Origin of the sequence: Nostoc sp. 'Peltigera membranacea cyanobiont' 232 (assembly GCF_002245985.1) — a bacterium.
GTDB lineage: Bacteria > Cyanobacteriota > Cyanobacteriia > Cyanobacteriales > Nostocaceae > Nostoc.
In genome coordinates this window covers 1-13,297 of record NZ_NOLK01000196.1, presented here as the reverse complement: position 1 = coordinate 13,297, position 13,297 = coordinate 1, and the positions used below count along the sequence as shown (strand labels likewise).

Below are 13,297 nucleotides of genomic sequence, written 5' to 3'. Positions count from 1 at the left end.
CTCAATGGCGATCGCAGTATTACATCAAGGACAATTGCCTATCCCATCCCTGAACCTTCACTGTTCAATAGCTTTAAAATCTGTAGTGCCTATTCCGCATAGCTTAGAGCTTTTCTTAGTGCCATTCGGACAAGATCCAAGGTATGATACTGCACCAACAGTATTGACTCAAAGTGGTAATTACAAACTGCAAGTATACAATGGCTACAATGCACCTACCACTATAGCCGCCTTCCAGTTGTTGCAACTGCCGAAGACTTTGGGACCTGGAACCAACTATCTACAAATGGATAGCCCCGTTACTGGTATCCTTAATCATGCTGAATCTAAAGTTTACACCTTCCAAGGGGTTAACGGGTTAAAGATTCTCCTCAACGGCATGGCTGGAGCTACTAATTATACTTTGTATGATTCTAGTGGTAGGCAAGTCTTTACGCAATATAATCCAGGGGGTTACTATTGGCAGCCACCTGTTTGGGCTGATAGTAGCCTTTACACCTTGACGCAAAATGACTTGTATCATTTAGTTGTTAGCAATATATCAGGCGCTGATAATAATCCTTACAGTTTTGAGGTATTAGAAACTGCTAACGTTCAATCTGTTAACTATGGCATACCGATCGCCGATTCACTCACAGATGGACGTTTAGACTCAATCTATAAAATTAAAGCGAATCTTGGGGACAACCTCTTCTTTGACAGCATTACTACCAACGCCCCGAATGGAAACTACCGATGGAAACTCTACGATCCAGGTAATCAATTACTTTTCAACAATGACCTCCGCACTGACGCTTCTGTGACGATCTCTGAAACCGGAGATTACTACCTTGAAGTTGAAGGTGGTCCCGATACCAATCAGATTAATTACCAGTTCCGCGTCTTCTCTTATACTCCCACCGCCAACACTATTATTACTCCAGGTGCAGGGGGTACAAGCAGTAGTGACCCCAATGCTTTGGGTGTATTTTCAGTCCAACTTGGTGTTAAAGACGGCAAGGGTGGTACTGATGTGCAAAATTACAAGATTCGTGTTGGTGCAGACCCAGAAGATCATAACCCAGTGATCAGCAGTAACCCGGAAACCCGCTTTGCTTTAACTGATGATGCATACCGTTATTCAGTAAAAGCAATTGATGCTGATGGTGACAAACTATCTTATCGTTTGGTTAACTCTCCTATAGGTGCGTTAATTAACAAAGATACAGGCGAGTTACTTTGGTTCCCTGACAGTAATGTGGCTGTAGGCGGCAAAGCCAATTTTACAGTTGAAGTATCAGATGAGCGGGGTGGTAAAGACTCTCAATCCTTCAGCGTCGATATTTACCAAAGCTTAGGCACAATTCAAGGCGCAGTCTTCAACGACCTCAACGCCAATGGACTTCTCGACTCCAAACTAATTACTGGTGATAATCCTTCAATTGTATTTGCCATTGACGTTTCCGGTAGTACCATCGCCCCATTCCACGGGAATGGCAAATACAAAGATGTCAAAACCGTTTTGGATGCTGAAAAAGCAGCAATTCAAGCCACAATTGATGCCATCATTGCAATGGGTGGCGGGGACAAGGTAAAAATTAGCTTCATCCCCTTCACCAATGATGGTACTATTCAAGACATGAATCCGGCTGCTCATACCGGACTAGTTACCTACACTACTGCTTTTGCTGACCTCGATAACAACTCCATCCCCGATTATTTACAAATACTCAACAGTTACACATCAGGTGGTAGCAGCAAATTTACTCAAGTCGCCCAGAAAATTGACACCTTAATCAACGTACTACCAGGAACGCCAAATGTTATATATATGTCGGATGGCTACGGCTATCTAGACCCAACAGTGGCAAAAACCTTAGCCAATGACGTTAAGAGTAAAGGCGGAAATCTGAATGCTTTTGCCATTGGTTCTGCATCTACCTATTCAACTTTACAAGAACTTGACCCCTATGCTATTCAAGTTGTCGATATCAACGAATTGACAGACATTTTCTCTGGTTTTGATGACCGCTACGCCAAAGAACCATTCATGAATGGCGTTACCGTCTACCTCGACCAAAATAACAACGGTCAGCTAGACCCAGGAGAATCTTATCAAATTACTCAACAGGATAAGATCCCCAATAGCTTAGATATCAACAGCAAATACTACTTTAGCTTCAAGAATCTGCTACCGGGTACGTATACAGTCCGCACACTACTACCTAGCGGCTACACTATGACCTCACCCACAACAAATGTGTGGACTGATACAATTACAGCCGCAGGAGAAACGAATAACAACTTATTTGGCATTACCCAAGCCACCATTGTTCCTCCCAATCAAAATCCTGTTTTCGTCACTACGCCACCTGCTATTACTCTACTAAAAGCCGATCAACAATTGCGTTACAATGCCTTCGCTCGTGACCCAGATGCAAATATTGTTACCTACGATTTAATAACTGCTCCCGAAGGTATGGCAGTATTGGCTCATGATGGCATTGTCGTTTGGTCTCCCACTTCTACCCAAGTTGAAAAATACTACCAAGATTTATACGCTGAACAAGCTCGTCTCACAGCTATTGGTAGAGGTGCTTATGCTCCTACTCACGTAGAATTCAACGTCCTGCTACGTGCAACAGATGGTCAAGGAGGACAAGCACTTCAGTATCTTAAAGTCCAATTAGTACCAAATAATCATCCCCCTGTCTTCACTTCGACATCTCCAAATAATCTCCAGCCGCAAGTAGGTAAACCATTCCAATATCAAACTACTGCCACCGACCCCGACAATGACTCCGTAACCTTTTCCTTGGTAAATCCACCAAGCGGGGCAGTAATTAATGGCAGTACTGGACTGTTGACTTGGACACCCACTGCTAACCAATTGGGCAATCAACAATTCTCCATTCAAGTTCAAGACAGTTTTGGCAATTCTAATTTGCAATCAGTCAACTTGACTGTTGTTTTAGCTCATGTTAATCATTCACCAGTATTTACCTCTACACCTCGCACAAGTACAAGAACCCAAAATCCCTATATCTACAATTTACAAGCAACTGACCCAGATAACGACCCGCTTACCTTCAGCTTAGTAAATGCACCTGCGGGTATGACCTTAAATCAAGGAGTTCTTGTTTGGCAGCCAACTGCTAGTCAATTCGGTAACAATTCAGTTAGCGTACAAGTCAGTGATGGACAAGGTGGTACTACTACCCAAAACTGGACAATTCAAGTCAGCAATCAACTCTCAAACTTACCTCCCACAATTACTTCTACACCAAGTACCGTTACCTCACTTGGTCGAACCTACATTTACAAGCCTACAGCAATTGACTCAGATGGCGATCGCTTAACATGGAGTCTCGTTTCTGACACTGTGCCACCACCACAAGGTATGGTAATTGATGAAGAAACTGGGACAATTGTTTGGCAACCAACGGCTAATCAAATTGGTGATACCACAGTTAGGGTTCAAGCAACAGATATCTACGGTGCTTACAACGTTCAAGAATTTACAATCCATGTTAACGGCATTAATAGTCCGCCGAAATTTGTCTCTACACCGATTACCATTGCTGGGGTCGGACAAGGTTACAGTTATCAAGCTTTGGCAACTGATCCAGAAAATGATGCCTTAATATTCACTTTGGGCAGTAAGCCATCAGGGATGACTATTACTAAAGATGGTTTAATTCAATGGACACCTACCGCAAACCAAGTTGGAAAATACGATATCCAAGTTATTGCCACTGATGATCAAGGTGCTAGCACTAATCAAACCTACACTTTAATTGCTGGTACTACTCCTGTTAATCATCCTCCGGTGATTAGTTCAACTCCTGTATTCTTGGCTGCTGTTGGTCATGCGTATAATTACCAAGTTGCTGCCACTGACGCGGACAATAATCCTATTACTTATCAGCTGCTTTCGGCTCCAGATGGCATGACTATTGATGCCAATACGGGTTTATTAACTTGGGCTAACCCTGTGGCTGGCAGTTATCAAGTGGTTGTTGGTGCTGATGATGGTAAAGATGGTGCGGCCCAAGGTTTTACTCTGATTGCCAAAACCATTACTCCACCGATTATTCAATCTACCACTCCACCAAATAATGCAATTCCTAATACTTTATATCGCTACGATATTATTGCATTTGACCCCCAGGGCGATCGCCTGACTTACTCAATAGATGCGGCTTCCCAAAATTTAGGCATGATTCTTGATAGTCAGGGACGTTTAAGTTGGACACCAACTTCTGCCCAAGTCGGCGACCATACTATCACTCTCACTGTTTCTGACTCGGCTGGTTTTAATACTCAACAAACTTTTAACTTAAATGTCACTCCTGATACTGTTGCACCCAAGGTGAAACTGATTGCTAGTTATGACTCGATTAATTTAGGCGAATCAATAACGTTCCAAGCACGGGCTACGGATAATATCAAGCTGGCTGGGCTGCAATTGCTGATTGATGGAACTGCGGTAGTGCTGGATGCAAACGGGATGGCAAGGTTTACGCCTACCAAACTTGGGACGATTATTGCCAAAGCGATCGCTACTGATGCGGCGGGTAATCCCGCAACCGCTACATTCAGCGTGGCTGTAATTGATAGCAGCGATGTGAATCCGCCGGATGTCAGTCTTAACTTGCGTGCGATCGCGCAAGGTACAGTCACCGCGCCTGTTGAGATTAAAGGTACGGTCAGCGATGATAACCTGGATTACTACCGCTTGCTGGTTGCACCCATTGGCAGTAGCGATTTCAAAGAGATTTTCCGAGGCACAAGCACTGTTAATAATGATGTACTGGGTAGATTCGACCCATCATTACTGGAAAATGACAGCTATACCTTGCGACTGGAAGCTCATGATAAGGGCGGGAATGTCAGCTTTGTTGAAGACACGGTTAATGTGTCTGGCGAATTGAAACTCGGTAACTTTAGGCTATCATTCACTGATTTGTCGATTCCTGTAACAGGGATACCCATTACGCTCACACGCACGTATGATTCTTTGACATCGGGTAGCACAGATGACTTCGGCTATGGGTGGCGGATGGAATTCCGGGACACGGATCTGCGGACTTCTGTTGGCAAACCCACTGGAGAAGTTGCCGAACTGGGAGGGCAGAACCCGTTCAAGGATGGCACGAAAGTATACATTACTTTGCCTGGAGGCAAGCGGGAAGGGTTTACTTTTAGACCCACGATTGACCCACTTTCTCAGTATTTGAGAGGCGCTGGTGGTGTTGATTCTGACCCAAATATCTATCACCCCTCATTTGTTGCTGATGCTGGCGTAACCGATACGCTCACGGTGCAAAACACTCGCATCATTCATGGGGCTGGTACTAATCAGTACTACGGTCTAGCTGGCAGTGCTTATAATCCTGCTGACACATATTATGGTGGTGTTTATACGCTGACTACCAAAGAGGGCATTGTCTATCAAATTGATGCTGCTACGGGCGATTTGTTGACAGTTACGGATACGAACGGTAACACGTTAACATATACAGATGCGGATATAACTAGCTCGACTGGGCAAAAGATTACCTTTGGGCGGGATGCTCAGGGCAGAATTGCGACGGTGACTGACCCTACAGGTAAGCAAATTCGGTACGAGTATGACGCGAAAGGTGATTTGGTGGCTGAAACTGATCGGGAGGGCAATACTACCAAGTTTGTCTACGACAGCACCCAGCCACATTATTTAGCTCAAGTCATTGATCCCTTGGGTAAGACTGGGGTACGCAATGAGTACGGTGATGACGGACGGCTCAAAAAGATGGTTGATGCCGCAGGTGCATCAGTGCAGTTAGCCTATGACCCCAGCCATTCTACTGAAACAATAACTGACGCACTGGGCAATCCTACCACTTATGAATATGACGAACGGGGGAATGTAGTCACTGAGATTGATGCGCTAGGTGGCATCATCACCCGCTCTTACGATCAAGACAATAATTTGCTCAAAAAAGTAGACCCAGACGGTGTTTCCACAACTTACACCTATGACAGTAAAGGAAATCCTTTAACAATAACGGATCGAGACGGAAATGTTACCCGTATTACATACAATCAGTATGGCGAAACCCTTAACATCATCTCGCCTAGAGGGTTAACAGTTTCATCAACTTATGACAAGCACGGTAATTTATTATCTAGAACCAATACCGATGGACAAACTACAACCTTTAGCTATGACGGTTTTGGTAGATTAATCAAACAAACAGCACCGGACAATGAAGTATCAACATATACTTATGATGATTTCGGGAATCCCACAGTCTTTACCGATAGTCGCGGCAACCAAGCTATTGCTACTTATGACCTCAATGGTAAAGTCAAAACTCTGTCAATGGTTTTCCCCCAAGAGAACCAAACTTTAAATACCAGCTACACTTACGATAACCAAGGACGCACTACCTCTGTAACAAATCCTCAAGGAAATGTTACCACAACGGAATATGACGCTAAAGGCAATGTGATTGCCACTACAGATATTAAACATAATCGGACTCAGTATTTTTATGACGACAAAGGGCAGCAGATTAAAGTTATTCTGCCCGACAATACCCCTAATAACCCAGATGATAACCCTGTAGTTTTAACTGAATACGACGTTGCCGGAAGAGTTATTTCCCAAACATCTGCCACAAAACTGAAAACTCGCTATGTTTATGACGAATTAGGCAGATTGACTGATACTATCTTGCCCGACCTCACTCCTGACAATCCAGATGATAATCCTAGAGAGAAGATAGAATATACCGCAGGCGATCGCATTCAAGCCAAGATTGATATTTTTGGCACTCGTACAGAATACACTTACGATAACTTAGGAAGAGTCAGTCGAGAAAGAGATTTCTTTGGCAACAGTACTGGAAACGACACTACTTATATTTACAATGCCGACGGACAAGTTACCTCAGTTACCGATGCCAGAAATCGCACAACTTTGATTGGTATTGATGATAAAGGTAGAGCTAGCCAAACTACTTACTTTGACGGCACGACATCTCAAGTTACCTATGACGCTTTAGGACGCACCAAGTCGGAAACTAATCAGCTTGGACAGACCACCAGCTACAATTATGACGTTTTTGGCAAAGTCGCGGCAATAACCAATCCACTCAATCAGCAAACTCAGTTTACCTACAACAGTCGCGGCAGTCTGGTTAAAGTTACTGATGCTTTAAACCATTCGACTGGCTACGAATACGACCAATACAATCGTCAAACCGCAGTCATTAATGCTAATGGCGATCGCACTGAAACTACTTATGACCAGTACGGGCAAGTTGCGGCGGTAAAAGATGGTAATCAGCATATTACCCAATACTTCTATGATAATCTGGGCGCACTCACTTCAGTTAAATTAGCCAACCAAGCTACCACCAATTATACTTATGACAATTTAGGCAGACTCACGCAGTTTGAGGATGCTAATCATAATAAAACTACATACCAATATGATGCTTTCAATCGTCAAGTTGCGACAAATTTACCTTTAGGACAACGTTCTACCACTACTTTCAATAATTTTGGACAAGTAGCCAACACTAAAGATTTCAATGACGATGTTATTACTTATGCTTATGACCAATACGGTCGTCTAGCAAATAAATCATTCTCTAATCCTCTGGTTGCTACGGTTAGTTATACTTATGACCCTGTAACTTCTCAAGTCAAAACTGTAACTGATGGTCGAGGAGTTACTAGTTATGGTTTTGATAGTTATGACCGCGTAAATTTGATTTCTAATCCTGACGGTCAGACAGCTAGTTATACCTATGATGTGTTGGGTAATCTCAAGACTTTAACAACTAGTGCTAGCACGGTCAATTATTCTTACGATGTGCTGAATAGGTTAGATACGGTTACATCTGGTGGGCAGTTGGCGAAGTACGGCTATGATGCGGCAGGGAATCTAATTAGTACTGCTTTAGCCGATGGTACAACCCAAACCCAGCAGTATGATGCGAGTAATAGACTCAAGTCAATCGAAACTCGTGACGCTTTGGGTGGGATCTTATCTAGTTATGCTTATATCCTTGATGGGGTGGGCAATCGCACTCAAGTAATAGAAGATACTGGTAGGACTGTTAACTACACTTACGATGAAGTCAATCAATTAAAGCTGGAGTCGATTACCGATCCAAATCTGGGGAATCGAACTATTGGTTATGATTACGATCTGGTGGGAAATCGCCTAAAGCGTAATGATTCTGATCCCAGCAGTGGATTAACGACGTATATTTATGACCCAAATAATCGATTAACTTCTCAAACATCTGGAACTAAGGTCACTCGATATACCTACGACAATAATGGTTCCATGCTAACTTCTGATGATGGGATTAACTCTGTTGTTTACCAATGGATTAATGATGGCGAGAATCGATTGATTGGGGTAACTACAACTAATGCTAGTGGTTCTTCTCAAAGTAAATATATTTACGATGCTAGCGGTAATAGAGTAGCGAGTATTACCGATGGGGTGAGGAAGAATTATCTCGTCGATCCTAGAGGTTATTCTAAGGTTCTGCAAGAGTATGATGCCAATGGACAAATTCTGACGAAGTATTTCTATGGTTTGGGTTTAATTAAGTCTGAGAGTGGCAGTGATGAGAGATTCTATCATTCTGATGGTTTGGGTTCTACTCGCTTGTTGACTGATGGTACTGGTCAGGTTACAGATAGGTATGTCTATGATGCTTTTGGGCGGTTAATTGCTCATGCTGGGGGTTCGGGTAATGCTTACCAGTTTGCAGGTGAGCAGAGGGATAGCACTGGGTTGGATTATCTCAGAGCCAGATATTATAACTCGGATTTAGGCAGGTTTATCTCGAAAGATGCTTTTGCTGGGCATTTGGCTAGTCCGATTAGTGAGAATGCTTATGTCTATGCCAATGCTAATCCTGTTAATTTTACTGACCCTTCTGGGTATGAATCTTTGGGAGAACTCTCTGCTGCTGAAGCGATTAATAGCATTCTTAGCAGTATTCCTTATGCGAGTATCGGTCAAGGAATACTTGGTGGTGCTTTATTTGGGCTTGCTTATGGATTGATTAAACAAGATGCTGAACTCATTGAAGGTCGTCGTAGTGAAGTTTCATGGACTGAAGTTTTAGAAAGTACTTATCAAGGGGCTGTTTTCGGTGGATTATTTAGTATTTTTCCATTAGCAGGAGCCTTTTTTGCTGCTGCTGGAGTTGCTGGTGCTATTGATGAAGCTAGAAGTGGACATTTTCTCTCTGCTGCTGTTGATCTTGCTTTTATTTTAGGCCCATTGGCTTCCAAAGAAGGCAGTGAACCTATTCTTAAGCAGATTGAAGAAATTTTGAATCGAAATAATATAAAAGTTAGTATAAATGAAAATTCTTCGGGATCAGTTACTATTTCTTTGCCTGAAGGCGTGGAACCGTCACCTCAAGAAACAGTGACTGTTTTCCGAGTACAGGGTGGAGAGCCTCCATTGGCTAGTCGTCGCCATATTGTTATTGATGCAAATGGCAATCCAAAAATAAATCGGACAACGCTTAACATCAGCATCGGTGATCCATCTCATGCTGAACATTTTTTGAGTAGGCGTCCTGGTGCAGATATAACTTCGTTTGAAATCCCTAATTGGATGGCAGACTTTATTGATAGTGAGGCAATTCCTCAGGCGAATTATAGGACAAATCCTTTAAATCAAGGGGGACTTGCTCCTAAGGTTGTTGATCCTACAACTCCTGGTCTATCATATGAATTACCATCTATTTGGGCTGTATGGCTTGAAGAAGTTGCTATTCCAGGGTCAGGAAAAGTTACGGGAGGTAACACAAAATGACAGTATTAGACGGTGAAGAAGTTGTGGTGGTTGTTCGCCATAAAAACAGAATACGCTGGTTTCGTTGTGATAGGGATTTATGGGTTCTGGATGTCAATAAGTGGCGTGCTGATTTCATTAGTCATGGATATGAGGTACCGGAGTTTAACGATTCATTTAGATATGGTATTCATGCAGTAAATCGAGAAAATGCTCAAGAGTTTCTTGATTTTATGTCAAAGTATGAGGTGAATAAAGACGAGTTGAGTATGGAGTTGGCCAAAAGCTATTTGTCAGCGAGATCATGGTGGGATGTAAAGGATTTATTTCCTATTATGTTCGTCAACTTTGAAAACTGTAAGGTTGGTGCATTTTACCCGGATGGTGTTCCTCTGGAGCGTTATTTGCCAGATGGTTGGAAGGGAGAATTTGTTGATTTTGCCAATGAATATCCTGATGATATCTTTCCTGTTGAAGAAAAATTTTGGATTAAAAAAGGATGTGATCTTCTCGCCCTGTTAAACAAAAGAGGGGCTGAACAGTCATAATTATTACCGCATAATTTTATGCGGAGTGGGTGAGGAGGGACTTCATTTTTCCTCTACAAATAAAAAAAGAAACTAAATTCACTAGAATCGCATCGATTCGTAGAGTTTCAGCTTACAAAGTATCACAGAAAGCACTTTATCGCTTTATTCAAGAAATAAAATCGGTTCTTCTCAAAAGATCTGTCCTTAATATAAGCTTTGTGGGATAATCAAAAAATAATTAAACAATACGTGGATTGAATAATGACAAGCCCTTTAGTAAGAATTGAATCACATCCGCAAGAAGCAAAGCGATTAATAGGCATTGATTATGAGAGTAAAGGTTCACACCTATTCTCAAACATACTAGTTGAATCAATAGCTTACGCTACTCATCCCAATCAACCAACACCCCATCAACAATCGCAACCCCCCACTGCGGAAACTTCACCAGTAACTTCTTGATCACAATCTGCAAAGCCGGATCATCCCAACACTCTTGCAAATACTCAAACCCCGGATTCTGCCCCGAATTTCCCGCCGCCTTGAGTTTCTGCATACGCTCCGGTCGCGCATTTGCCCTCGCAACAATCGCCTCATGTGACCATTTTTCAGGATTTGGCACAGGTGCGGCGGAACAAATACCTTCATGATTTGCTTTGAATTCTCCACCCGAAACGGAATTTTGAACCAACAACATAGCAGAGTGATCCTGTTCTACTTGCCCTGGTGTTTGATTAGCGATCGCAGAATTTAGGGATTTTTCATTTTGTGCAACGGGCGCGGCGGAACCAGTATCTTCATGACAGTCCCTCACTTCAACGCTACAATCCTGCTTTTCAACCAACAACGAAGTAGACTGACTCGGTGAATCATCCACAAGCGCTAGCGTCGTGCAGTCATTCGCCATAGGCGAGTCTTCAAGTTCTGACACGCTTTGAACAGTCTGAGGCGAAGCGCCCCCCAAGGGCGCGTGAGCCGTCTCCTCAACTTGCAAAATCTCATTTAGCGTGTCAGAGAAACAGCTAACGAACTCTTTTGAAGAGTTCGTTAGCTGTTTCTGAGCAGTTCGTGAGGGTTCCCAGAACCCCTGCTCTGACTGACTTTGGACTGAAATAGATGCTTCATACGAAGCACCCATTTCTTCACAGCCAGCATCTATCTCTGAAATCTCAGCATTTAATTCTCGTTTTAGAGAATCTGGTTCTCGTTTTTCAGCATTAGCTTTCTCCCAGAACTCCTTCATCCGACTGCCATGCAAATTCTTCACCATCCAGCTAGCCGTTTCTCGGCCATCCTGAATCGATTTGTCAGGTTTGAAAATGAATAGCCCACTATCGGAGAGAATTTTCTTCGCAGAGATAAAAGTACTGTACCCCAAAGCAGAAGTTAGAGGCATCCACCGAGAACCGTAGGGGTCAGCCGTCCAGCACTCTTGCCACAATTGCGTAACAGAGGGCTTTTGCTGCGAAGCCCACAGCATATCTTGTATGGGAATAATCACATGAAGCCTTTTATATGGTGACTGTGGTTTAGTGGCAACAGCCTTTTTGGACTTGGGACGGGTAATGGTTGCAGTCATCGTATAATCTCCTATTTATATTGACGCACGGAAATTTCCCCCACTGTGATGCGGGGCTTGGTACTTATATTGGGTTGTCTAAAAAGTCACCGATACCTGGAAGCTTATTGAGGTTGCCAGAATCGCAATTCATCTCGGAAATACCTATCAGCCTTTTTTGATTGCTCCTTCCAGCAATCCCAGGCAACCACCAGTTCCTCGCCTAAATCCTCTACGACTTCACCCCTCTCAACATACAAAGTGCGGTATGGGTCAGCGTGAGCAACGATAGAGCCGATGCCAATAATGTTTGGTTGTGAGGATGCGTTCTGGAGAGCAGTAATTAAATCAGTCTCTTGGGTGGTCAATTCCGCCCAATAGTCCTGTTTAATCACCTCATACTCTTGGGCAACATCCCAAAACTCTTGCCAACTACACCCCGGTTTAGCTAGCACTGCTCTAATATCACTAACCGCTTGGGGCAACATTGACAATTGCTCGGCTCGGTAAGCGATCGCGGATTGTGTCGGCTCACTCCCCAGAATTATCGCCGCAGCTTCCAGGGCTTGGGTATTGTTCATAGCGCTGGCTAGATTCTTCAACGCCATGCCCATCAACCGTAGACATTCTTGGGCATTCTCCTTGGGTGGCTCAACAGCTAGCGATCGCAGATCAATAGTTTTCTCCAGAGCTTGTTTAACTTGCTTGTTCAAAACTTTGGTCGCTTGCTGGGTCATAGTATTTCCCCATTCTTGAGAAGGGCGCTGTTCAACTGCGTTTTCCAAATCCTGAATGCGCTGCCTAAGCTGTTGGTTCTCAGCCTCCAGCTGTCGTAGTGATTCCATCTCATCCAAACGCTGCTGCAACTGGATGTTTTGCTCCTTCTGCTGTTTGTATAGGTTTTGCAGAGATTGGATTTGCTCACTTACTTGTTCTTCGGCTCTGGCTGTGGCTTCTGACTGTAGCCCAATTCTCAATTCCTGCTGTAAGCGCTCTAACTCAAGCTTGTGTTGCTCTTTGAGTGCAGCGATCGCCTCAGAGTATTGTGGTGAATAACTTGGCTCTGTGGGGAATGGTACACTTGCTGCATCCAAATCAGCATTGTTGACCAATAACCTCTCACCATCAGCAAAGGTAACAATCTGCTGCCAATGATTTGGTGCTTCTGCCTCAATGCTACCCTCATCCCCATACCTTGGGTGTGACTGTTGTGAAACTGTGACTTTGGCGGATTCAGGAACCACTGGTTCATGAATTTTGGGAACCATTGGTTCCTGAACGAATGGCACTAAGAAAAGCCGAAACCCTTGCGGTTTAAGCAGTTTGCAATTGCTTGCGTAATTCATGCCGGGGTTTCGTCATCAAGGGGTAAATTTTTGGGCGACGTTTACGGACTCGTGGTTCATT

At 43.5% G+C, this 13,297-nt stretch carries 4 protein-coding genes; 2 read left to right on the top strand and 2 right to left on the bottom strand.

Annotated elements, in window-relative coordinates; translation table 11 throughout:
• Positions 1-118: 118 nt before the first annotated feature.
• Complete coding sequence (locus CDG79_RS35305) at positions 119-9,823, top strand: putative Ig domain-containing protein (protein ID WP_189525243.1); 9,705 nt, start codon at positions 119-121, stop codon at positions 9,821-9,823.
• Positions 9,820-10,350, top strand: coding sequence for a group-specific protein (locus tag CDG79_RS35300; protein ID WP_094346257.1), 531 nt, complete (start codon positions 9,820-9,822; stop codon positions 10,348-10,350). Before CDG79_RS35305 ends, CDG79_RS35300 begins: the two co-directional genes overlap by 4 nt.
• 367 nt (positions 10,351-10,717) lie before the next feature.
• On the opposite strand, the gene CDG79_RS43035 is transcribed toward CDG79_RS35300, so the two are convergent.
• Both CDG79_RS43035 and CDG79_RS35290 read right to left on the bottom strand, forming a co-directional pair.
• Positions 10,718-11,911, bottom strand: a complete 1,194-nt coding sequence (locus CDG79_RS43035) for a hypothetical protein (RefSeq protein ID WP_189525242.1) — start codon at positions 11,909-11,911, stop codon at positions 10,718-10,720.
• A gap of 104 nt (positions 11,912-12,015) precedes the next feature.
• Positions 12,016-13,236, bottom strand: coding sequence for an ELKS/Rab6-interacting/CAST family protein (locus tag CDG79_RS35290; protein ID WP_223278535.1), 1,221 nt, complete (start codon positions 13,234-13,236; stop codon positions 12,016-12,018).
• Positions 13,237-13,297: the final 61 nt, after the last annotated feature.